11 protein-coding genes and 3 pseudogenes are annotated in these 24,278 nt (G+C 67.8%); 3 read left to right on the top strand and 11 right to left on the bottom strand.

From position 1 onward, the window contains the following. Positions 1–88 precede the first annotated feature (88 nt). Positions 89–320, top strand: a pseudogene (locus tag ACPUER_RS28140) (3-hydroxyacyl-CoA dehydrogenase family protein); the annotation flags it as partial. Between the two features lie 126 nt (positions 321–446). Here the strand turns inward: ACPUER_RS28140 and ACPUER_RS28135 are convergent. Next, positions 447–872, bottom strand: a complete 426-nt coding sequence (locus tag ACPUER_RS28135; protein ID WP_425132696.1) for a hypothetical protein — start codon at positions 870–872, stop codon at positions 447–449. Positions 873–981: 109 nt separating this feature from the next. Here ACPUER_RS28135 and ACPUER_RS28130 point away from each other — a divergent pair. Further along, a pseudogene (locus ACPUER_RS28130) lies at positions 982–1,173 on the top strand (sugar ABC transporter substrate-binding protein); the annotation flags it as partial. Between the two features lie 172 nt (positions 1,174–1,345). Here the strand turns inward: ACPUER_RS28130 and ACPUER_RS28125 are convergent. From ACPUER_RS28125 to ACPUER_RS28105, 5 genes are all read right to left on the bottom strand, one after another. Beyond that, the gene (locus ACPUER_RS28125) at positions 1,346–2,068 is read right to left on the bottom strand and encodes a hypothetical protein (RefSeq protein ID WP_175959174.1); all 723 of its coding nucleotides are present in this window, start codon (positions 2,066–2,068) and stop codon (positions 1,346–1,348) included. After that, positions 2,059–14,382 (bottom strand): LysM peptidoglycan-binding domain-containing protein, encoded by a 12,324-nt coding sequence (locus ACPUER_RS28120; RefSeq protein ID WP_425132695.1) that lies wholly within the window; start codon positions 14,380–14,382, stop codon positions 2,059–2,061. Before ACPUER_RS28120 ends, ACPUER_RS28125 begins: the two co-directional genes overlap by 10 nt. Then, on the bottom strand, positions 14,379–17,954 hold the full coding sequence (locus ACPUER_RS28115; RefSeq protein WP_425132694.1) for a hypothetical protein: 3,576 nt from the start codon (positions 17,952–17,954) through the stop codon (positions 14,379–14,381). Before ACPUER_RS28115 ends, ACPUER_RS28120 begins: the two co-directional genes overlap by 4 nt. Before the next feature lie 128 nt (positions 17,955–18,082). Further along, positions 18,083–18,781, bottom strand: coding sequence for a hypothetical protein (locus ACPUER_RS28110; protein ID WP_425132693.1), 699 nt, complete (start codon positions 18,779–18,781; stop codon positions 18,083–18,085). A gap of 445 nt (positions 18,782–19,226) precedes the next feature. Next, complete coding sequence (locus ACPUER_RS28105) at positions 19,227–19,814, bottom strand: hypothetical protein (protein ID WP_175959172.1); 588 nt, start codon at positions 19,812–19,814, stop codon at positions 19,227–19,229. On the opposite strand from ACPUER_RS28105, the gene ACPUER_RS28100 reads away from it, so the two are divergent. Further along, positions 19,813–20,088, top strand: coding sequence for a hypothetical protein (locus ACPUER_RS28100; protein ID WP_175959171.1), 276 nt, complete (start codon positions 19,813–19,815; stop codon positions 20,086–20,088). The two genes, ACPUER_RS28105 and ACPUER_RS28100, sit on opposite strands and share 2 nt — an antisense overlap. An 80-nt stretch (positions 20,089–20,168) precedes the next feature. Here the strand turns inward: ACPUER_RS28100 and sctT are convergent. The 5 genes and pseudogenes from sctT to ACPUER_RS28075 all read right to left on the bottom strand — a co-directional run. Next, a pseudogene (gene sctT, locus ACPUER_RS28095) lies at positions 20,169–20,966 on the bottom strand (type III secretion system export apparatus subunit SctT); the annotation flags it as partial. A 75-nt stretch (positions 20,967–21,041) separates the two neighbouring features. After that, entirely contained in the window at positions 21,042–21,548 is a 507-nt protein-coding gene (locus ACPUER_RS28090) for a type III secretion protein HrpB7 (RefSeq protein ID WP_425132692.1), read from the bottom strand. Further along, on the bottom strand, positions 21,545–22,873 hold the full coding sequence (gene sctN, locus ACPUER_RS28085) for a type III secretion system ATPase SctN (RefSeq protein ID WP_425132691.1): 1,329 nt from the start codon (positions 22,871–22,873) through the stop codon (positions 21,545–21,547). The genes ACPUER_RS28090 and sctN overlap by 4 nt, the downstream gene beginning before the upstream one ends. Then, positions 22,870–23,586, bottom strand: a complete 717-nt coding sequence (gene sctL / locus ACPUER_RS28080) for a type III secretion system stator protein SctL (RefSeq protein WP_425132690.1) — start codon at positions 23,584–23,586, stop codon at positions 22,870–22,872. Before sctL ends, sctN begins: the two co-directional genes overlap by 4 nt. Beyond that, on the bottom strand, positions 23,571–24,245 hold the full coding sequence (locus ACPUER_RS28075; RefSeq protein ID WP_425132700.1) for a type III secretion protein HrpB4: 675 nt from the start codon (positions 24,243–24,245) through the stop codon (positions 23,571–23,573). The genes sctL and ACPUER_RS28075 overlap by 16 nt, the downstream gene beginning before the upstream one ends. Positions 24,246–24,278: the final 33 nt, after the last annotated feature.

The raw sequence follows: 24,278 nt of genomic DNA, 5'->3' as shown, positions 1-24,278 counted from the left end.
AGCCGAGCACATCCTATCTGTCAAGCACCGACAAATCCCCGGCAACGTCCGCTTGAACATCGCGAGGATCCTGCGCGCGGATTTCGGCGGCAACCCGATCGGCGTGCGCAACGCGCCGGGGTTCGTCGTCAATCGCATTCTGGTGCCGATGATCGACGAGGCGTTCTGCGTGCTCGCCGAAGGGATCGCGTCGGACGAGGGGATTGACCAGGGGATGATGCTCGGCGCGAGCCACCCCGATCGGGCCGCTCGCGCTGGCGGACCTGGCGGGGCTCGACGTGTGCCTCGCGGTGATGGACGTGTTTGTGAAGGACTCCGGCACCGCATGTCATACCTGGATTCAGATGTCGTAGCACCGGCTAAATACAGATGCCGCATGTTTCACCGGTCTTTCCGTCGTTCAACGTTGAAGCGCCGACTCTGAAGCAGCAGGGCGCTTACGCTCGTCAGCGGACCTTGGCAGACCGCCGGTTCGATTCCGCTTGATGTGTTTGTGACGCGACCTGCAGGATGGCCGCTTCGATGTCGGCTTCCGTGAACGCACGCTGCTTCCTGGCACCCGGCAACGATGCCTTGGCCCGCACCGGCAGCCCCCGATTGGCGCGCGACGGCGACCCCGAGATCCGCCGGTTATCACGCTGCGCCTGGATCGCTTCAGCCACCTGCAGCGCATGACTCAGGCGCTTGTGTTCGATGATCGCGCCTTGATCGACCTCTGCCAGCTTGTCGTACAGACGGCATCGAAGTACCTCGCCGTCGGCCCGGATTTCGATCCGGCCATCCGGGTACTCCCAGACGTCGATGTAACGATGAATCAGCTTCCTGTTCTCGAGCGTATCGTCCAGCAGATACAGCACCCGGTCGTACAGCACCGTCAGCGACTTCGAGACCCGGCGCGTTTCGCGCCAGGTCAGCAGCAGATCCAGATTCTCGTCGTCTCGCAGTGGCCGATGCGCATCAAAGTCGCTGCGCGGCAGCTTCGCGAAGCGGGCGTCGAAGCTGCGTATCTACAGCGCGGACATCCCGACCGCCGATATCGAGGCCATTCGCGCGCCGGGCGGCGCGTGGGTGGCGACGGCCGCAACGAATCCCGCTGTCGTCGGCGCGGTGTCCGTGCGGGCCGCCGCGCTGCTCGTCGCCGGGCAGGACCCGAGGCGGCGGATCGTCGTCAAGCACGCTGGCGGATGCGTGGCGACATCAGGCGCTGGCCCGGAGCACGGCGAGGATCGCATTCGCGCGCAAGGCGGGCACCAATGAGGCCGATCCCGGCGATGCCGGAGCAGATCGACCGGCTGCCGTCCGGCACGGCGCGGCAGCGCCATGATGCGCGACGACGCTCCCCGGCTCAACGCGCCGGAACGGTGAACGTAAGCAGCACGGCAGCGGTCGTGAGCGGTTGGCCCATGAAGTAGACCGCCGTGTACACGTTTCCTGCCGCCAACGTCACGCCGTCGATCGTCACACTGTCGTCCGTCACGTCTTGCGCGACCTTCGCGCGCGCGAGCGGCGGCGGCGCGTTGTAAGGGCTCGCGCGCCCGCGCCAGAGGCCGATCCAGTTTCCCTCCGTGGCGGGACGATACCCGGACAGCGTGTGATAGCGAAACGTGATCGCATTGACGCCGAGCGAGGCCAGTTCGAGGGAGACGGTGTCGACGATACCCGTCGAGCCGTCGGGGGCGAGCAGCGCCGACGCACACGCGTCGCCCGTCTTGGGGCCGACGCTATAGGCCACGGTGTACGGCATGCGGCTGATGGAGACGCCCACCAGCACCACGCTCCCCATCTCGGCGTTGGTCGGGATGTCGAGCCGTGCGTCCGGGGCCACCGTCCACGGGACGACACTGCTCGCCCAGAGCGCCACGAAGTCGCCATAGCTCCTGGGCTGATTCCCCGGGAGTCCCGCGTAGCTGACGTCAACCGTCGTTCCCGACGAAGCGGTGATGGCGACGGAACACAGCGAAATCGCCGGCCCGGGTGTCTGCGCCGCAACGAAACCGGCCAGCAGAAACCCGAGCAGCGGCGTCGCCATCCGCGCCCGCGCGGCCGTACTGCGTCGCGCTAGCGGCACGGCAGCGGCGGCTCCACCTGCCGGATGGGCAGCATCAGCCGCCGCAACCGCAGAAGCGGCATCGCCTGGCCGGTGAGGTTCGACATCAGCGTCAGGTCCATCCACAGCGTTCCGCCGCACGCCGGCAGATACGCCGAGAACCACGCGTCGATCGCACCGGCCCAGTCGGACGTCATCCCCGCCAGGGTGCCCGCACCCGTTCCCGCTACGTTGACCGTCAGCGGCGCCTGCATGAGCACCGGAAGGACGACGCGTTCGAGCGCGGCGTTCAGCGCGTACTCGTAGGTTACCTCGACCTGCGCGACGATCTGCGGTTGCGTGTTGTTCGCCAGCAAGTCGGCGAACAGCGCATCCAGATGGGCCTGCAGCGGCCGCGAAACCGGCTTGCCGGTCGGCACCTTCGAAACGTCCACTTCGGCGTCGGCGTCGTTCGTGGGGAACAGCGGGTTCGCGAAACGGACCTCCGGCGTGGTGTAGACGAACGCATCGGCCGACGGCTTGCCGGGCACCAGTTCGCGGTTGCGCTCGACCCGGACGGTAGACCAGGCGTCCTGACGCTGCAGGATATCGAGCGCGGGGAGCCGCACCGTGCGATCGGGGATGGTCTGCCCGTTCGCCGCCGTGAGATACGCGCCGTCGGGCCCTGGCCCGGCCTTGAGCTTGTAGACGTAGTAGATGCGATCGACCGGGCCGGATGCGCCGCCGGTGGGCATCCATTCCTGCGCCTCGTAGATCGCCGGGTTCACGTCCACCACGGGCCGGCCCATTCCGTCCGGAACGGCGCCCGCCAGCGACACGACGAGCGCGCCTTCGGTATCGCCCACGCGGGCCGAGCCTTCCTCGACGAAGAACGCGTAGGTGAGCGCCGGGTCGCCGACCAGCGATCGCGGCTGCGGCGCAAAGCGCAGGCCGGGGCCGGCGGAATCGCGCTCGCTTTCGGTCGACGCTCCACCGCCCGCGGCCCGGACGAGATCGTCGACGAGCTGGATGAACGACTGCAACGCGACGGCGGCATCGTCGATCTTCTGCTGGTCGTTGACCGGCTCCACCGTGGCGTCGATCCCGGCCAGGATCGTCTGCAGATCCCCGTTCACTTGAGGGAACACGGTCACGAACTCGGCGAGCTGCGCGAAAGCATCGGGGTAGCTCGCCCGCGCCTGCTGCGGCTGGCGCAGGTTGAACTCCACCGTGCCGTAGACGCGGTCTTGCGGATAGTGGAAGGGCAGCGAGTAGGTGAACGTGTAGTCCCACTGCTTGAGCTCGGGCAGGCTCGCGCGGTCGAGATCGTAGGTCGGGGTGCCGTCCTGCGCCGTCATGCCGGGGCTTGCGGGGAAGGCGCGCAGCACCAGCGGCACCGCGAAGCTCCCGAGTTCGGAGGTGAGCGGCCCGTCGGTATCGGGAACGACGAAGCTGAGCCAGGTGGAGGCCTGGTAGTCCTCGATGCCGGGGAGCGCGCCGATCTGGTGCTCGATCTGGCTTCCCAGGTACGCCATGTCCAGCTCCACGTACGACACCAGTTCGCCGCCGGCTCCCCGGACCGATTCCGGCGCATTCACGAGGTAAGTCAGGTTGCGCGCGTCGCCCGTTTGCAGCGTGAGCTTCGGCGCGCTGAACGCGAGGGTGCTCGCGGGGAGGCCCGCGGACCCTGTCGTGACCGTGCGGGCGAGCGGCGGACGCACCGCACGTCCCAACGCGTCCTTGAGGTTGCTGACGGTGACGCTGGTTTGTCCAGGCTGAGCATCGGTCGCCAGCGCCAGCGTGACCGTGGCGCCGGAGACGGTGGCCGCAAGCACCCCGACGCCGCCGCTCAGCGCATAGTTCGCCGCATTCCCGGCGCTGACGGGATCCATCGGGTCGCTGAACAGCAGGAAGACGGTCTCGAACTTGTCCGCCGTCACGGTGGCGGCCTCGAACGCGGGCCCGACCCGCACCGCCGGCCCGAAGAGCCGCGGCGGGTAGTCCACTGCGGCTTCGACGACGTCGGCCGTCACGCTTGCCTGGAACTCCACGGCGGCGCGCGTCGTATAGGCAGCCGACAGCCGCACGAGCAACTGCTGATAGAACGCGTCGCGTGCGGGGCCCGGGTCGGCGCTTTCGCCTGCGAAGACGGGGATCATCCACAGCTTCGCGAGCTGCGCCAGTCCCTTCTTGCCGTCGAGGATCGTCTGCAGGAAATCGGTGGACTTCAATTCGCCGACGATCTGAATCGGCGCCGTGAATTGCGGCGTGAGTACCCCGTCGACCGCCGCGAAAACCTGGGCGCACCAGGTGTCCAGATCCACGTCCGTGAAGTTGGTGCGACGCGAAGGGGTGGTGCTGATGCCCTTGCCCGTCGTGTAGTCGTAGATGGGCACGTCCGTGCGGCTGATGAGCCGGTTGCTGGCCGGTTGAGGCGCGAAGACGGCCGGCTGGCCCGCATCGGTAATCGCATACGAGATCGCTTGCCCGGCCGCGAGCCCCAGCCGCACGGCCCAGACCGTGCTGCCGGCGCCGCTGACGGACGGCAGGGTGCGATCCACGCCGGTGGCGACCTTCAGCCGGAAGGCGCCGGGTGTCGACAGCGCCTGCTCGAAGGTCGCGGCGAACGCGGCGAGGCCCAGCGTGCCGCCACTGCCCAATGCGTCCTGCAGCGGCGCGACGCGCGTGCTGGCGCTGCGTATTCCCGCGACGTTCTCGAGGCCCGGCAGCACCGTGCCTCGGGCGCGCGTAATCGTGAACGAGGTCCAGAGCGGGAACACCTGCGCCGCGTTCACGTCCTCCGGCTTCAGATCCACGTCCAGCGGCAGCGTGGCTGCGGGCGGCGCGGCGGCGGTCCCGAATTGCGAGCGGTCCAGCACGAAGGCGTACGCGCTGGCCGATCCGCCCGTGCCGAACAGCCAGTTCATCAGGGCGTCGACGTCGCTCGCCGGGAGCGGCAGGCTTCCTGCCTGTCCGTCGTCGCCGGTGACGAGCGTCGACTGGACCGACAGCGCGATACCCGCCGGATCGGTGAGCTGGTAATAGAGCTGCGTGTAGACGTGCAGATCCTGCATGGCGTTGTGCTGCGCCGTGCTGCTGCGCGTCGCCGGATCGTCGGGCCAGTCGAAGGACGCCTGTCCGCTATAACGCGTATCGCTCGCCTTCGCCTTCACGTCCGTGGCGATCACCGTGTGGCGCACGTTCTGCGCCAGCGGGGAGACCGTGAGCGTGACCGTTTTTTGGTCCGCACCGAGCGACGCGGACTCGACGGTGCCCTGCACCAGCCGCCAGCGCGAAAGCTCGCTCACCGACGCGGCGTCGAGCGCGTCGGTGAAGACGGCGACGATCGTCGTGGCCGCGCTCGCCGACGCCTGCAGCAGTCCTTGATAACGGCTGGGGTCGAACGTCAGCCCGATGCGCAGCCGCGGCGTTCCCCCGCCGTCTTGCGGCGCCACCTGCCAGCTCGATGCGACGGACGGCCATTGCGAGAGCGCCACGAGCGGATCGGTGTAGCCGGTGAGAAGGGGGCCGTCGTTGTACGGTTGCGGGTCTCCGGCCCGGGGGTCCGAAAGCGGCGTCGCGAGCACGTTGCCGTAGTAGTCCTGCCAGGAGAACGAGACTTGCAGGATGCCGCCCACCCCCAGGTATGGACTGGCCTTCGCCGGAGGAAGCACGCCGCTATCGAGCTGGGGGACATGCTTGGCGAAGCGGGAGTAGGGAAGCGCCTGGCCGAAGTTCCACTCATCGACCTGATCCACCGGCGTCGCGACGCGCACCTTGTCGTTGCCGTTATCGTCCAAGGGCTGGGTGGTCGGCCCCGCGGGAAGTCCCGGCGGGTCGCTCTGCCGGAAGTCGACGTTCTCGACCACCTGCTGATTGAGCAGGCTGAAGTTGTTCAGCAGCAAGTCTGTCCCGTAGGCGGACGAGATGCCGTCCACCTGCGGCGGCGCGGGGCGCAGCGCGGCGAGCGCCTGCACGCCGGGCTGCACGCTGGCGGTGCGCACGCGCGGGCCGCCCGGGATGACGAGCACCGTGCCGGCTGCGAACAGCCCCGGCACCAGGAGGTTGTGCGCCGCGAGCGCGGCCACCGGCTCGCCGTACCAGCCGGCCACATCCGCGAGCGACGCCGTGTGCAAGCCGACGCCGGCCGTGAGCGTCATGTCGGGCACGCGGATTGCCGCCGGGAACGGAAGCGGATCGGGGAGGCTGCCCCAGAGCGGGTTGGCCTCGTTCAGCTTCTGCACGGTGGTCCCGAAGCGTTGCTCGAGATCCTTCAGCGGGACGCCGCCTGGCGGCGCCTGGTAGACGCCTTCGCTCACGCGCACCGGCGCGCCCTGGCGGAGTGCCGCGCTCGCGTTAGCCTCGGCTATGTCGGCCGGGTCGGAGAACCATGCCTGGGCCAGTGCCGCGAGCGTTTGCGCGGCGGCCGTCACCGTCGCCGGAATGGGCGCTGCTTCGGCAAAAAGGACGGCATTGCCGCTACCGATGGTTTCCGTCGTGGCCACTGCGTTCATGTAGCTTGCGACGCAGTCCTGCTCCGCCTCGCCCGCGGGCTTCGCGTAAAGGACGACCAGCGTGAGCGCCGCTTCGTCGCGGTCGTTGAACACGCGGTCCGGCAGTCCGCGCCCCGAGGCGCGGTCGTAGTAGTACAGGAAGAAGCCGCTGGAGCGGGTGATGCTGGCTTCCCACAGCAGCCGCACGAACTCCGAGGGCGGATTGAGGAGCGTGAGCTCGGGCTGCTCAAGCGCCTTCTCGAGCATCGCCGCCATCGCGAGCCCCGCGGGCGGGCGGGTTTCGGTCGAAAGGTTGACCTGCGCGATCCCCAGGGTCACGTTCGCCGCCCCATCCGTCTGCACGCCCTGGCCCGCATCCGACGATCCGTCGGGCGGATATCCGACCAGCAGGCCGTAATAGGCAGCATCGTTCGCCTGCAGTTGGCTCAGCAACCGTTCGAGCAGCACGATCGACGCGCCTCCCGCGCCGACCACCTCGTAGGTGGTGGCCGAAGCGGGGCTCCCAGCCACCGGCGGAATGCGGCGCACGGTGAAGTCGATCGTCGAGGCCCACCCGTACGAACTCACCTTCGTCGTCTCGGTGGCGCCCGTGGCGTCGTCGTAGCGGGCCACCTGCAGCGAGAAGCGCGGGTTCACCGCATGCGTGGCGGGATCGGGCAGTGCCGCGAGCGCGTCCGGCAGCCGCCACAGGCGCAGCGACTGCCCGTTCGCCGGCATCGATCCATACGGAAGCGACACGGGCCCCGCGCTCAGCCACTGCAGCGCGGAGGTGAACGGATACGTCGCGAGCGCGGCGTGGAACATTTCACCCGCGCCGAGCGCGTCGAGCGGCACGTCGAGCCGCGTCTGCGCCGCCTGGGTCACCTGGGTGATGCGCGTGGCATCGGCCGAGCCGGGCGTCACGGACAGGGTCACGTGGTCGGACGGAGCGCCCTTCGCGTCCACGAAGCGCAGCCAGGATGTATCGACGCCGTCGACCCGGTCGAACGTTGCGGAGAAGGGCTCGGTTCCCAGCGCGGGAAGCGGGAACTGCTGCCCGGTCAGGGCATAGAGCCCCGCCTGCGGTGGGAGCGTCAGCTTGCCGTCGATGTCCCGCACCCACATGCCCATCGCATTCGGGACGATGGACCATGCGCCGCCCGTGGCGGTACGGCCCGAAGTGGGGAAGCGCATGCCGTGCATCGAGTAGCTGCTCGCCATCCCCGACAGGTGCTGCAGCGCGCCGGTGCGCTGGGCCTCGGCCAGCAGCTCGCCCACCGGGAATTGCGGCAGGTGCGGCAAATCCAGCGGGGCGCCGGCAGCGAAGAGGCCGGCTACGCCGCCGTTGACGGGCTGATCCGCCAGCACGGCAACATCCACCCCGAAGCGCGACGCCACCTGGGCGAGGTCGTCGTTCTGCAGCGTCGTGTACCGGAACGGCGGGATGACGAGCGACGCGACCGGCGCCAGCAGCCCGGCTTGGGTCAGCACCGCGCTCTTTGCCAGCAGGTCGGGCACGGCGACGCCGAGCGCATTCGCCACGTCGCCCAGCGTGTCGCGCGGCTGGACCACGTACTGCGTCTTCCCGGGGTACTCGACCTTCGCGCCTTCGAGCAGCACGCTGCGCCCCGCGTTCGCGGTGGCAAGCGCGGTGGCCGTAAAGCCGCCTGCGTAGGCGGGCAGCGCGGCGACGGATGCGTACGTGTCGGTCGCCAGCGCCGTGCAGGTCGTGAAGGGGAAGGTCGCTGTCGCGCCCTCTTTCAGCAACGCGCCGGCGACGAGGATGTCGGAGTTCGCCAGCAGGTCGTTGACCTTCACCGCGTAATGCGCGGCGATGCCCACGAGCGTGTCGCCCGCCGCCACCGTGTAGGGCGCGTGCGGGGTGAAGGTGATCGTCGCCCCGGCCCGCAGCAGCGCCGGGTCGGCCGCGTTGGCGCCCGCCAGCACGCTGGCGGGAAAGGTTCCGTCGAACAGCTCGGCGAGCGACGCAAACGTGTTGCCCGTGCGATCCGCGGCGATCCCGATCGTCACGCCAACGGTCAGCGTCTTTCCCGCGGCAAGCGCGTGCTGCGGGTTGGCGGCGAAGACGTCGTACAAGGTATAGAGCCCGCCGAGCTGGCCGGTGCGGTTCACCCAGTCCACCACGGAATCCGGCGTCTCGTTGCCGGTGAGCGGGTACTTGTAGTCGCGCAGCGACTCCTGCGCGGCTTTCACCATCTGGCGGGCCAGCAGCAGGAAGTAGTCCGAGAACATCCATCCCGCCATCGAGAGCGGCGCTTCCGCTTCCAGCGTCCGTTGCCGCGCCCCGCCTGCCTGCTGCTCGCGCTCCACCTGCACCGCGAGCTGATCGAACCACGCGCGCAACTCGCCGAGCGTGTTCTGCCCGAGCGAGTTATAGGTCCCCAGGCCGTACTTCACGCCCGGGTAGTCCGGGCCGTACGGGGGGATCGTCAACCGCAACTGCGGAGGCGCGGGGAAGTACGCCGCGTCGGCCGACGCATCCTGATCCGTCGGCGGCACCCGCAGATTGAGGCGGAACTGGGTCGTCAGAAAGCCTTGCACGGCATCGAGCGGAATCGGCGCGGGATTGCCGTCGGTGCTCACCAGAACCTCGTTGGCGAGCCGGTCGAGCAGCACGGCGGGGATCGGGTACTGATCGACTTCCGCCGGTGTCATGGGGCCGTGAACGGCCGCGATCACCCAGCGAAGCACCATTTTCGCGAGCGCTTCGAACGAGGTATCGGCCGCATCGCCTGCGGCCTTGCGCGCGCTCGCGTCGCCATCCTGCCCCGCGGGCGGCACGGACTCGATGAGCAGCAACGTCACCCAGCAGGGAAGCTGGCTGGCCGGCGTCCCGGTCGGCGTCCACTCGTCGCGCGCGGCGGTGAGCCCCGGGACCAGGTAGCCCCACAAGTCCGCCCCGCCGCCGGGCTGCAGGTTTCGCCAGTCGGGCGCGCTATCGGCCGTGGAACCGAGCGCCCGCGCCAACGCAAACGCGGACAGGCGGCGCTCCACGGGCGCGCGCAGCACCGCGCGCACCGGACGGCCGTCGCCGAGCCAGGGCGCCGTGCCGGTGTTCTCGATCGCGAAGGTTTCCTTGAGCCGCATCGAGAACGAAAACGAGATGGTGATCTTGAAGAGCCCCAGGTTGATGCGCACGCTGACCGACACGTCGACCGACGCGATGACGGTGATCGTGATCGACACGTAGGATTCGTACGTGAGCTGCAGCAGGAGCTTGACGGTCACGCTGACGTCCGCCTTCACGATGGCGAAGTCCACGGTACCGTACACCTTGCCGACGATCCCGACCGTGCCGCGCAGCCAGAAGTAGTAGTCGCCCTGCAACTGCGTGGACGGCTCGCGGCCGGCGTCGGTGAGCTGATAGGGGTTCCACCTGGCGAGCACGCCCTCGAGGATGCCGACCACCGTGACGCTGAAGCCGGCGGAGAGGATCCCGTACTCGATCGACTTGCCGAACCCCACCTGCATGCCGAAGCCGAACACGAGCACGGGGTTGAAGGTGCCGAGCGACGACGCCGGGACGCGGTTCGTGCTCGCGTTGGAGAGCTTGCCGAAGTAGAAGCCGGCGGACCCGATCACCGGGATGCCGGGCGGAATGATGGCCTCGATCGTGAAGGAGCGCGAAAAGTTTTCGTTCCACGGAAAGCCGATGTCCGCCTGGAAGTCGCCGTTGGTATAGATGGCGATCCCGAACACCGGGAGGGTCAGCGAGTACGCGCCGACCGTGAGGTGGCGCATGAGGTCCGGGAGGGTGATCTCGGCCTGGTACACCCCCACCGTATCGCTCACCTGCCGGTACATGATCTGGAAGTCGAGCCCCTTGAACACCTTGGCCGCGGGGCCGTCGAGCGCCACCCTCAGCCCATACAGGTGCGGGTCGTTGAACACGGCCTGCACCGTCAGCACATAGCCGGGCGCGGCGGCGAGCGCGCCGTCGCCCGGCGCCGTCAGCGCCGTGCCGCTACGGTCCCCCGATTCTCCGGTATCGATCTTCAGTACGCCGAAGTCCGTGCCGATGAGCCATGCGCTCTGCGGGTCGAAGGTGACCCGCGGCAGCTCGCCCGGCGTGGGGGCGGGCAGTGTCGCCATGCAGGCGATCGCCTTTTGCACGGTGTCGGCCGTGGCGAAGCAGGGCAGCGTAATGTGCTGCCCCATCGCCAGCAGCCGCAGGTCCAGGTACTTGTTGCCGTTCCCCGGAGGCGTGGGAGCCGTTCCCGGCTTGCTGGCGTCCCATGCGAGCGGCTCGCTCGGGTTCGATTGCCAGAAGAACGCCCCCTTGAGCGACACCATCACGCCGCGGTCCTTTCCGGTGGACGCATAGCCGACGTCGATGCTGTCGATTCGCGCGAAGCCGAGATTGATCGGGCCGATCGCAACGGAGAAGCTGACCTTGTTGCGGCTCGAATCCGTCTTGTTGAACGTGTATTCGAGCGCAAGGCCCGACAACGGGATGGCGTTCAGGAAGTCCCACGGAGACTCGAGCCCGAACTTCGAGCCGGTCGCCCACGACACCATCGTCTCGATGATGGAGCCGAGCGAGGTATTCTGCGTGAAGCGGAGCGTGGCCGTCCAGTCCTGCGTGGCGGGGTCGGGGCCGCTGACGATCCCTTCCAGGAGCCCCCAGGTGATCCCATACTGGTTGACGTCGGGGTTGTAGTCGAACCAGACGGTGAGGTCGATGTTCTGCCAGATCCAGCGGGTCTCGACCCGCGCGAAGTAACCGCCCGCCGCCGGCGCCACGGGCAGGGTGCGCGCTTGCGCCGGGCTGAGGTAGCCGGCGCGCAGCGAGGCCGAGACGCCGAGACCGGAGATGAACGGCACTTCCCAGCGCTCGGCGGTCTTGCCGGTGAACGTCCAGTCCGAGTTTTGGGTGGCCAGCGTGAGTCCAAGGCCGTCGATGCCGAGCGCCTGCCCGATGTTCCAGCCCATGTAGCGCTCGAGCAGCGCGCCCAGGGAGACCACGCCGCTCGTCTGCTCCCCGCTGAACACCCAGCCTGGGTCGCTGTATGCCGCATTCAGCGAGAGCGCCACCGCGTCGCTCGTATCGGGGAGGATGATCGTGGTTCCGGACAGGGAGACGGCGAACGTGTCGCGCCCGCCCTGCACGTTGAACCCGAGGCCGGTGATGGTGAACAGCGTGGTGCCGCGGACCGAGATCGGCCAGTCGGCGGTGAGCGTCGTCGTGATGTCGTAGGCGCTGGTCGGGGGCTGAACGAACAGATCGAACTGGGTAACCGCCGAGGCCAGGTCCACGGTCACGCCGAACAGCTTCGCCAGGTCGCTCAGGTCGATCACGCCGTCGGCGAGCGCGCCGACGAGCTGGAAATCCGGGTATTGCGCGGTGATGCTGATGGTGCCGCTGCCGATCGTGAAATCGCCGGCGATCTGATACGCGGTGGTGCGCGTCTTCAAGTTGCCCGGATCGCGGATGAGCGCCGTGACGCGCGGCTGCACCTGCAGTTTCGGCGTCGAGACGATGGTCCACGGCTGGCTGGTCCGGAACTCGAAGAGCAGGGACGTGATGCGGGACGCCGTCGTGTCGTAGATCGTCTGCGACCGGCTGAGCCCGAAGCCTGCCAGTGTGTTGAGCGGCGCAGGCATGCTCTGCACGAGGTTGATGCCCCCCGCCATCGCGTAGAACGTGGCGATGCCCGGATAGGGCGGGGCGAAGCTGCCGCTGATCACCCACGTGTCGTCCACCGGGTAGCGAATCTCGAGCGTGAGGCCCGTGCCGCGCACGGTTCCCACGGCACCGCCGATCACGGGCAGTGGCGACTCCGGCACGTCCATGTCGAAGCCCGGCGATTCGAGCGCGATCCACGGCACGCCGCCCAGTTCCCAGGTATCGGTCGAGCGGCATTGCATCCGCGAGCGCACCGGCCCCTGGGTTGCGGCGAATTCCAGCGTCATGCCGAGCGGCACGCCAAAGGCTTTCGTGGCGCCGTTGCGCAGCAGGACGGCCGTCACCGCGCCGCTGCCGTCGGTTTGCTCGACGATGTCGTCCCGGGCGACAGCCACCGGCAGCGACGTGCCCACGACGGGCGTGTAGAAAGCGGCCAGCGCCGTGTCGGGGAGCGCCGCCAGCAAGTCCACGCTGCCGTCGCTCCATGCGTCCGTGAGCGCCGCATGGATCTGCTCCAGCGTCAGCGGTTCGGCGTCGGTCGCCGAATAGCGCAGCCTCAGCGCCAGCGGTTCGACATCGGCTTCGGGGGCCAGCAAGCCGAGGCTGCGCGTGGCCGCGTCGACGTGAGCGGGTGTCGCCGCGCTGTTCAGTCCTGCACAACCGAGCAGAATCTTGTCGTTCAGGTCGTTCTGGAAATACTTGCCGAGCGACTGGAAATACACTTGGAATGCTTCGCCGTCCTTGTAAGCATCGCTCGTCCAGCCGGCCAGCTCGTCGAGCACCGTACGATACAGCGCCGAATTGTTGATATTGATGTAACTGGAGAGGCTGTCCCGCAGATTCCGGCTTTGCTTGGCGCTGGCGTCGGAACATGGTCCCGCCTGAGAATACGCGAGTGGCAAGTCGGGATAGTTGTTTGCGTCGACCCCGGTCTTGGGCGTTTGCAAGTACGGCAACCCCAGACTGATGACCAGGCTCGAGGTTCCCTGTCCCTCGAAAACCGGGGGAAGGGTGGCTGCGGCATACAGCGCGTTGAATACCTCCTGTGGCACCGGGCCGACAGCCGCCAGCAGGAACTGGTTCGAGCGCAGCTTGCCGACTTCCTCCTCGATCCTCTCGGGCGTGATGGCGTTGTATAGCAACGTGCAACGGTGTACCGGATCGAGTTCGTCCACGAGCTTGTCGACGACGTCGACCATCTGTTGCGCGGACTGTTTTTTCTGAGCGGAGACCTTGTAATATTCGGAATCTGCGTAGTCCGCGGTGATGATCTCTTTGATCTCTTTCTTGTTGCCGGCCACGAACGCTTCCACCAGGTTCATTTGCAGCTGGGTGGCGTCGTTCAGCAGCGCGAGGACGATCGGGCGCGTGTCCTCCGAAGCACGTTGCACAAGCAGTGCCAGCGCGGTGAGCGTGAGCAGCATGTCGCGCCCTCTGTCCTCATCCTCCCCGAACTGATGCAATCCGTATACGGGCCACAGCCGCACCGACTCGCTCATCGCTCCGAGCAGCGCCTTTGCGTTGTTCGTGCGCGCCGCCAGCAAGGCGTCGTATTTCTGTTCGCTGATGTACCAATTCCAGACCGCCTCCGGCACCGCTTTCGTGGGAGCCGCGAGGTATCTGAACGGCAGCAGCGGAAAGACGGTGGAGGTCGAGGCCGCCAAGTCGATGCTTTCGCGGTGGACGTCTCCGAACTCGATGGTATTGGCGACGAACTCGCCTCCGCCCTTCTTCCACATGAATGGTTGCAGCCGCAGAAAGAACTGGACCTTGAGTTCCGTGGCCAGATTCTCGCCGACATTGTCGGCGCCGCCGGTAAAGCCGAGCACTGCGTTGTTCAGGGCGGCGCGGTGATCCCAGGCGACAAATCTGATGTCCTGGCACGTGCCGTATGCGATGGTGGTCGTCGCGATGTCGGCCGGCACCAGCCCGGTCAGCAGCAGGGCCAGCTTGGCCGGCGTGGATTGCTTGCCCGCAGGGGCGTTCTGGTACACGATCCTGACCGCGCCCTCGTAGCGGAAATGATCGATCAATCGCTTCAAGACATAGATCGTGCTGGCCTGGTGCCCGAAATTGGGCGTCCCGTCCACGTAGAAACGGATCTCGCTTTGGGTGTTCAGCAGTTTTCCGAACTCGGCGATTCCCTCGGTCGCGGCGCTCTCGCTCTCCGAGCTGCCCTTCATGAGCTTCGCGAGCAAGTCCAGGAATTCTTTCATCTCTGTCTCTCGGCAAGTGAGCGCCCGATGCCGGCGGGCGGGGACGTGAGATCGGCGTTGCCGGCGTCGGCCTGGCTGTACTGGGCATACCATCCCAGCCCCGACGCCTTGCCGTCGCTCCTGGGGTTACCGAACAGGTAGAACAGCGTGGAGCCGCTCGGCGGAATCTTGAGCAGGCCCATGAACTTGAGTGCGATCTCGGTGAGCATCAGCAGGAACGAGCTCTTCTCCCGGTCGTAGGTCAGCCATATCTGCCCGATCGAGAGCCGCAGCACGTTCTGCAGGCTGATCACCTTCGCGCCGCCGCCGGCGCCGGGCAACTGGATGCCCAGCATGGCGCGGTAGCGCCCGGCGTCGGGGCTCTCGGGCGCCCAGGCGGTCAGCAGCCCCGAGGTCAGCCCGACCGTCCCCGCCAGGTTGCCGGGCGTCCCCATGTTCAGCTGGTAGGACAGCCCGTACCATTTGCCTCCGTCGACGCCCATGAGGGTGGCGTCGGTGACGACGTTCAGAAAGCCGGCGGATTCGGGCGACGATTCCATCGCGCCTTGGGCCAGGCCCTGCAGGCTCAGCGCGAAGTTCACGAACAGGCTTCCCGGGCGCGGCGTGCTCGTCTGCGTATCGAAGCGGACCTCGGCCGCGGAGAACTCGAGGGCCACGACCGTGGGGTCCGCCACCGGGAACGTCATCAGCAGTCCCAGGTTCGAGTAGGCCAGCCCGCGGCGCAACTGATCGGGCTGCCCCTCGTCGCTGCCGAAGGAGAAGACGTCGAAGTCGCCACCACCGTTCGCCTGCACGACCGCGAAGTCGAGGAAACCCGACAGCGCGAACCACGACACGACCTTTCCGTTCGCGCCCGCATCGCGGGTGGACATCTGCGCACTGTCCACCTCGATCTTATTGAACAGGTTGTTGGCGAAATAGAAGGTGCTGGTGGCCGTGGTGCCGAGGCTGTAGACCGCACGGCCGCCGTTGTCCTGGTAGCTCCCCCGCAACACGATGGTCGCGTACGGATTGCCGCCGTCGCCCATCCGCACCACGGGCATGTCCAGGAGCGTTCCCAGCGTGAGCTGGGCATAGCTCTGGAAGCGCTGCACGGCCGTGTTCTCGAAGAGCGCCTTGAGCGTGAGGACGCGGAACTGATAGGCGTCGCCCTGCGTGGGCGGCACCGGCTGCGGGTCGGCCCCGACGGGCGGCGCGACGTAGTCGGGGTCCACGTAGTAAATCAGGCCGAACATGGAACTGCTCGTCGACAACTCGATGGCATCCGCGGCCGGATCGTTCTTCACCTGGCTGATCTCGATGCCCAGATGGTGGGCGTTGAAACGATCGCGCGCTTGCACGCCGGCCACGAGTCCGACCAGGTCGTCCGGGATCTCGGCGATCTTCATCCGCAGGAAGAGGATGCCCGTCCACGCGGGGTCTTTCGCGATGGCGTTGAACTTCGCAAAGTATTCGGGCTCCGCCTGATCCAGCGCGTCCTGGAAGTAACGCTGCAACCACGACGAGAGCGCCGTCAGCTCGTCCGGGTTCGGCTCGCCGGGGCGCGCGGCGTCGGGCGCTCGATCGCTGGGCGCGGCGAAGCTATCCTTTTGCGTCCACATCTCGGGGCTGGCGACGAGGCTTTGCGCCGGATTCGCCGGATCCCACAGCGGGCCGCGCCGCCCCTTCACGATCATGACGTCGGCGTAGTCGTCGTATTGGTTGTTCTGCCCGACCGCAGCCTCGAACCACCAATCGCCGATGTTGATCCGGTTTCTGAACGCCGCGTGCTCGCCGCACTCGCCACTCCCGTCCGCGGAGAAGGCCCCCAGATACTTCGCGTTGGCCACGACGAGGAACAGGCTGCTGGTTGCGAACGCCTGTTGCAGCTCGGCGACGGGCCAGCAGAAGCCCATTTCCTGGGAAGCGGGCTGCTGGTTCTGCCCAAGGACGATCTTGCTCCATCCGCCGTTCGCTTCGACGCTCACCAGCAGTCCCGTCGGCGTCGTCGTGTTGTAGGGCTTGGCGTCCGCGGCGGCGGCCAGGCCCAGCGCATGCGCCTTCGTCGGGGCGACGCGAGCTCCGGCGTCGGCGATGCGGCGGCGGCGAGCGGGCGAGATCACCTGGCGCTCGAACTGCGCCATCTGGTCCGCCGTGAATGCCGTTACGCCATCACCCGGCGATGCGCCCGCGTACGGGGCGATCGGGAACGCGGCTGCGGGAAGCGCCACGGCGGGCGTCATCGGCCCGAAGAGCGTCTTCTGCTTCAGCGGATGGATCAGCGCGTCGCGGCCGTAGAGCGCCGCCCCCTTGGGTTGCGCCACGTAGGCAACGTCGCCGTTCGCGTCCGGCGCTCGCACGACGGTTCCCCACGAGGTCGTGTAAGTCGCGTCGAGCAGCGGCGCGTTCAAGTCCACCGGAGGGCCGACGGGCGACGCCTCCGTGAAGGGGTAACGCGCGGCGTAGGCGGGCGAGCGTGCGGTGAATCGCATGCGGTCGCCGGCATGGCCGCCCTCCACAAAGGGTTGGAAGGCGACGAACTCGGTTCCCTGCAGGCCGCAGATCAGGTCGTACATCGCGCCCGTCGCCGCGCCGTCCGCATGGATCACGAAATCGCCCTCGGGCGCGAGCTGGAAGTCGCGGCTTCCCTTGTCGTTGGGTGCGCCGCGATTGAAGAGGAAGCGGGCCGCTTGCGGTTGCGCGTCGAGCGGGCCAGGAACGGGGACCAGCGTGAGCGGCTGGCCGTAAGTGGTGGCGTAGCACGAAGCGAGCTTCGTCGCGGCCCCGTCCTGGTTCTGTCCGGTGAACACGAGCACACTGCGGTTGGCTTCGGCCGCGACCGCGTTCCACGGGTCGCTCGGGTCATAGGAGACCGCGAACCCCAGCATCTCGCCCGCGTCGGGCAGATAGCCGAACGCCAGCGGCAACCACTCGCCAATCTCAGTGCGTACCTTGTTGTTGTTGTTGTTGTTGTTGTTGGGGATCTGAAACTGGAAACCCCAATTCCAGCCGTCATGCAGGAATTGCCGCTGCAGGAAGACAGGAAAACGGATGCATCCTCGCGCCGCCCCGGACAGGGGAAGGCTGCCGGCGGGAACCTGGCTCGCCTCGGTGGCGCCGGGCGCTGACGCGCCGCTGAAGAAGATTCCGTTCGGGTTGCCCAACTGCAGCGTCTCGCCGTCGAGCGTCAGCGTCACGCCGGCGCGCACGTTCAGCGACAGCGTTTCGAAAATGGGCGCGACCAGCCCGTTCGAGACATACGTGCCGTCGGAGGCGATTCCCATCAAGGGCGTGTTGGATGACGTTGGCGCGTCGGCGTCGATCAGCCATAGGAACCCCCGGTCGGCCGGCGAGCGTGCGATGACCCTGTCCACGGCGTCGATGAAGGCGTCGAGCGCCGGTGTCGTGGCGAGGTCCGGCGCGGCGGCGCAGAAGAGGAACGACCCCGCGAGTTGCTTCAGCGCGGGCTCGAGTTCGATCCCCTGGTCCGACTGCGGCGCCGTGGGGAGCAGGTATGCCAGCCACCCGGCCTCGCCCGGCGCCGGGGCGGCTGTGTAAAGCCGCGACCCCTGGTACTGCGTAAAGAAGCTCATGAACCCGCTCCCGACTGCAGATCCAGCGTTGATTCGAATTCCGAGAGGGTGGCGACTTATCCTCGGACGCTGTGAATGCGGGAAAGGGCATCCGGGCGGTGTCGAACTGTCCGGATGCGATTCCTCGCTCAGCCCGTGAAAGTCGTGGTGGCGGCGAGCGTGGTCTGCTTGGGATTGGTCTGCGCGTAGCCGCCCTTGAAATAAGCGAGGGTGTACATGGTGCCGCGCTGGATGTTCCCGCTGGAAAGGTTGAGCCCCCAGTTCCCCTGGTTGGCGTTGCTGCCTAGCTGTCCGAACCAGGTGGGCGGCAGGCTGTAGACGACCGACGCCCCCTGACCTTGCCACAGCCCGACCCAGTCGCCGTCGCTCTGCGGCGTCATGCCGACCGGCGTGGTGTACGAGAACGACACGGAGGTCGAGCCGTAGCTGGTAACGAGGATCGACGGGGATTGTAGCGTCGGATGAACCGGGTCGGGGGGCTGGTTGCCACTGGCCTGGATGTACACCGAGTCCACGATGTTCTTCACGGAATTCCCCACCGCAAAAGCCACCAGGTAGGGCTCGGAGCTCACCGAGAGCCCGAGGAACACGTTCGAGCCGTTGGGCTGGTTGTTGGTGATGAGCTGCGCGTTGAGGGGCTGGGTATTGACGGGAATGAACGGCTGCGACGTCTGCCACAGGAAGACGGTGTTACCGTACGTATTCGGCTGATTCCCCGGCATCGAGTCGTAGTGAAAGGTAATCTGCGTGCCGGTTACGTCTTGCGGCTGGATGGTGAAGCTGGTGGCCAGTGTGTTCTGCGACGGGATGATGAGTTCTGTCGGCATGATTTCCTCGTAGTTCGAGTGGTTCGGGGGACTACTCTTGATCAAAGGCGAGGACTTCGTCGGGAAATCATCGATTCGTCCAAACGATGCCGCGTCGAGCTAAATGAAGTGTAGAAACGGAATGCGGAACGCCAAGCTGGGAGAATTGACAGGTGCGCCGGGGATCGCCGGTACGGTTGGCATGACCGTCATTCGTGCGAGGCTCGAGTGACTGGTGCGAGTCGCGGAATGAATGCCGACGCGGTGTTCGGCATGGTCGGGAATTGAATTGATAAATACAACAAATTCAGATATTGCGAATATTTTTGTCGTCAAAACTATTCTTAAATATCCGCTTGCCAGTTCAATAATTGGAATGGTCGCCTCCCGCTACAACGACCGTTCCAGCGCCTCGCCCCCGCGGGACGGGGGGCGAGGCGGCGCGCCGCGTGACGCATCGAATGCGTCATTCGTGCGTCGGAGAAGGCAGCGTCGCGAAGTCCTGATGCAGGCTCGCCGACGCGGCCACGGAGATTTTCGGATCCGGATGTTGCCGGGCCGTCTCGAAATCGCGCGCGGGCCCGACGGTCATCGAAGCCACGGCGTTGATCGCCGAACCGGCCGCGGTGACCGCGGCGTCGCGATACTCTCCGCGCTGAAAATGCTCGACCGCGTCTTTGCCGAACGACTTGCTTTCGTTCATGTGCGCGCCCGTATGCGTCTGCTTGCCTTGCGAGATGCCGTCGAGATTGCCCACCACGCTGTTGTGCGAGCCCTCCGTGATGCCGAGCTGGCCGTGCTGCAGCACCGAGCTGACTCCAAACACGGCCGCCGAATAGTACGTCGCACCCGGTTTCTCCATATGGCTGGCCGCCTGGTTCGTTACGTCGTTGCGGCGTGTATGCGGCGTCGACAGATTGTTCAGTCCGCTCAGCGTCGCGCCGCCCGTCGGTCGATCGCTCGAACGCCGGGTCGACTGCGAATCGTCGCTCGACGAAGTGGTTGCGGTGTGATTGTCGAGAGGCGCGGTGCTGCCGCCGGTGATTTTTGTCATGGTCGGTACCTTCGATCAAGAGGAGGAAAGTGCGTCGGGCGCCGTGGCGCTCGACGGCGAAATCGACGGGCCGCTCCGCCGTCGGAACCGCATGACGGTAACTGCCGGTCGATGGAGGGATGATGCGCGTCGCGGCGGGCGTGACGGCCGGATACGCGAAGCGAGCGGCGCGAAAGCGAAACGTCGAGTGCGTGGATCGGAATCCGGTGGGCGCGGGTCGATCGCGTCGCGCAGCGCGCGTTTCTTCCACGACGTCGACGCATCCTTCGCATGAATGCCCGCGTGGAACCGCCCCGAACGTCCGCTGTCTCGATGGCGCTCGCCGTGCGAAAGCGGTTGCCCCGCCTATCGGCCGGACAGTTGCTTCACCTGCTGCGCGAGCCCCGCCAGCGAAATCTGCCCGCGCATCTCGCTCACGAAACTCCCCGCCAGCACCGCGACGATCAGCACCGCGATCGCGCCCTTGAGCGGCTGGCTGACCGACATCAGATCGAGCTTCTGCGCCGAGCGCGAGACGAACGCGAGGCCCAGGTCGACGAGCAGCAGCATCGCCATCATCGGTGTCGCGATCCGCGCGACCATGTTCATCAGCATGTCGAGCCGCGCCTGCGCGAACATTTCGAGCAGTGGCGCGGGAACCGGGTTGAACGACCCGAGCGGCCACCACGCATACGATTCGTACAGCGCGCCGAGCAGGAACGTCATGCCGCCCAGCATCCAGAACGACGCGATCGTCAGTTGCCCGAGCAGCGTCGCCATCAGCGACGTCTGCGTGCCCGAGCTCGGGTTCTGCATCTGCACGTTGTTGAAGCCGGCGACATCGTCGACGTAGGTGCCGATCGCCTCGGCGGCCCAGAACACGGTGGAGGCCGCGATGCCGAGCACGAGCCCGATCACGGCTTCCTTCGCGCAAGCGATCACGAGGAACGCGCCGCGAAGCTGCGGGATCAGCGCCTGCTGTCCACATGCGACGAACAGGCACCAGATCGCGGCAGCGCCACTGCGCAGCGGGCCTTTCAGCACGTTGTCGGCGGTCGCGGGCAGGATCGTCATGATCACGAGAAGCCGCTCGCTCGACAGCGCGAGCAGCACGATGAAGCCGATGAATTCGTCGCCCAGGTGCTGCAGCGGAAAGATGTCGTAGGTCGTCATGCGCATGTCCAGGGCACGTTCCCGCGATGTCGAGAATGCATTCGTGGGGCCGGCCGTCATTGGCGGGAACAGGATTCAGGTCGAGGCCCGCACGGCCGCGAGCCGGCGTGCGAGCACGCCTTCCTCGATCTCCTCGTCCTGTACGTCTTCGGCGGCTGCCTCGGCCGCGCACGCGAGCCGCCGGATCCGCTCGCGCACGACGTCGATCTGCGCGTCGTTGCGCGCGATCCGGCGTGCGGTCGCGGCGAGCTGCTCGATCCTGGCCTGCAGCGCCGCATGCAGGCGAGCGCACTGCGCGCTCGCGAGCGTGTGTTCGTCGAGCAGCACGTCGCGATAGCGGCGACACGCCGCGTAATCGCCGATCGCAAACGCCGCATGGCCGGCCGCCATCGCGTCGACGCGCGCCGCATAGCGATTCGCGGCATCGAGCTTCGCGTGCGCGTGCGCTTCGCCCTGCGCGAACTCGGCCGCCGCCGCGTCGCGTTCGGCGCGCTGCGCGGCCTGCTCGGTACGCAGCTTCGCGCCGCGCTGTTCGCGCCGCGCAAGCAGCGTCTCGAAGGCGCGCTGTTTCGGGTTCCTCATTGGACGAGCGCGTGCAGCGCGGCGAGTGTCGCGTCGGGCGGCGCGTACTCGTCGGTGCGCTGGTTGAGGAACGTGCGGATCCGGTCGATCTTCGCGACCGCTTCGTCGGCTGCCGCGTCGCTGCCCGCCTGGTATTCGCCGAGCTGCAGCAGCGTTTCGATCTCGCGGTGCTTCGCGAGCAACTGGCGCAGCCGGCCGGCCGCGCCGACGTGCTCGCGCGTCGCGATCTGCGGCATGATCCGCGACAGGCTGCCGAGCACGTCGATCGCCGGATACTGGTTGCGCGCGGCGATCTCGCGCGACAGGATGATATGGCCGTCGAGAATCCCGCGTACTTCCTCGGCGATCGGGTCGCTGCCGGAATCGTCTTCGGCGAGCACCGTGTAGAGCGCGGTGATCGAGCCTTGCTCGCCCATCCCGGTGCGCTCGAGCAGGCGCGGCAGCTCGGCGAACACGGAAGGCGGGAAGCCGCGCCGCGCGGGCGGCTCGCCGGCCGCGAGGCCGATCTCGCGCCCGGCGCGCGCGAAGCGCGTCAGCGAATCCATCATCAGCAGCACGCGCTTGCCCTGGTCGCGGAAATACTCGGCGATCGCGGTCGCCGCGTACGCGGCCTTCGCGCGCTCGATCGACGAGCGGTCGGACGTCGCGCACACGACCACCGAGCGCGCCATGCCGTCCTCGCCCATGATCAGCTCGACGAACTCGCGCACTTCGCGGCCGCGCTCGCCGATCAGCGCGATCACGTTGATGTCGCACGACGCGCCGCGCGCGAACATCCCGAGCAGCGTGCTCTTGCCGACGCCGGCCGGCGCGAAGATCCCCATCCGCTGGCCTTCGCCGAGCGTGATCAGGCCGTCGACGATCCGCACGCCGGTCGCGAGCGACGCGTCCACCATCCGCCGCGACATCGGGTTCGGCGGCGGCGCGAGCACGGGGCGCAGCACGTCGTAGTCGAGCGGGCCGCGCCCGTCGATCGGCTCGCCGAAGCTGTCGATCACGCGGCCAAGAATGCCGTTGCCGACCTTCACCGACAGCGGCCGCCGCAAGCCGATCACGCGCGTGCCGCGATTGATCTCGCCGAGCGTGCCGAACGGCGACAGCAGCGCGACGTTGCGCGTGAAGCCGACGACTTCCGCATGCTGGAGCAGCGCGCCCGACGCGCTGCGCAGCTCGCACAGCTCGCCGAGCGTCGCTTCGAGGCCGACGACGCGCACGAGCGTGCCGATCACCTCGAGCACCTTGCCCGTCATGCCGACGGCAGGCTCGATCGCAAGCCGCGCGGCCATCGCGTCGGCGACGCGGGACAAATCGGTCAGTGCGTTCATGGGCGGCTCGCGTCGTCGAGTGCGCGGCCGAGCGCCGCGCGGATCGCGTTCAGTTGCGTGTCGAGGCTCGCGTCGACGGTGCCGAAGTCGGATTCGCACACGCAGGTGCCGCGCGCGACGCGCGGCTCGACGACGACCTCGACCGGCACGTTGCGTCCTTGCCGGCGCCACGCGTCGGCTAGCAGCCCGAACTGCTCGCGCGCGGCGTCGTAATCGGCGTCGCACACGCGCACCGTCAGATAGCTTGCGCCGGCGACGACGCGCTCGACCGTTTCCGCCGCGCGCGCGAACAGACCGCGCGCGTCCTCCGCGCGCACCATCTGCTGGACGGCCGCGGCGACGAGCTCCGCGAGCCGTTCGCGCATTTTGTCGCGCACGCGCCGCTCCTGCTCGAACGAGTCGGCCGCCTGCGCGTGCCAGTCGGCGATCGCCTGCGCGCGGCCCGCGTCGTAGCCGCGCGCATATGCGCTGTCGTGCTCGCGCCGCGCGGCTTCGACGAGCGCGCCGGCCTGCGCGCGCGCGTCGGCGCCGATCCGTTCGGCTTCGTCGTGGGCCGCGTGCAGCACCGCGTCGCGTTCGGCCGCGAGCGCGTCGAGCGCGGCGTCGAGCGCCTGAACCGTCTCGAACGCGTCGCGCCGCAGCACGCCGTGCGGCGCGTCGAAGCAGAAATCGTCGGTGAGCGGAATCTGCCGGTTTTTCAGCCAAAAAGCCATGACCACTCCGGAAACAGCGACGGCAGGCGCGCGAGCAGCGTCGCGCCGTCCGCGTCCGCCGCCGCGCGTTCGATCCACGGCGGGCGCGTGATGTCGCGCGGCAACGCGTGGCGCACGATGCGCATCGGCCCCGCCGGCGCCCAGGCCCGTTCGCGTTCGAACAGGCACCAGCCTTCCCACGCGATGTCGTCGCCGGACAGTTGCGCAAGCGGCGCGACCGGCTCGCGACGATCGAGATCGCGCGCGCGCGGCGCGTCGGGCAACGCCGCGAGCGCGTTGCAGCCGTCGGCGCCGACCCAGCCGGCGAGCCGCTCGCGGCTCGCACGGTCGATCCAGTGGCGCAGCTCGGTGCGCCGGCACAGCAGCGCACGCACGCGCAGCAGCCGCAGCGTGTCGGCGACCGGCAGCGCGGCGAGCCGGTCAGCACGTGCATCGAAACCGTCGAGCGACGGCGACGTCGCCCCAAGCGTGCGCAACAGCAGCAGCGAGCACGCGGCGCGCAGCGCGGGCGCATGCGCGCGCGTCGTCGCGACGAGCGGCGCGAGCGCGCCGTGCCAGCTCGCGTGAACCCAGTCGGCCGCGCGTCGCGCGTTCGCGTCGTAGCCGGCGAGCCACGCGGCCCGCGCCGTGACGCTCGCGATCGGCGCACCGCCGCTCATCGCGCACCGGCCTGTTGAGGCGCGGCCGCGGCC

Origin of the sequence: Burkholderia sp. DN3021 (assembly GCF_049805555.1) — a bacterium.
In the GTDB taxonomy this organism is placed as follows: domain Bacteria; phylum Pseudomonadota; class Gammaproteobacteria; order Burkholderiales; family Burkholderiaceae; genus Burkholderia; species Burkholderia pyrrocinia_C.
This window is presented reverse-complemented; position numbering and strand designations above follow the sequence as displayed.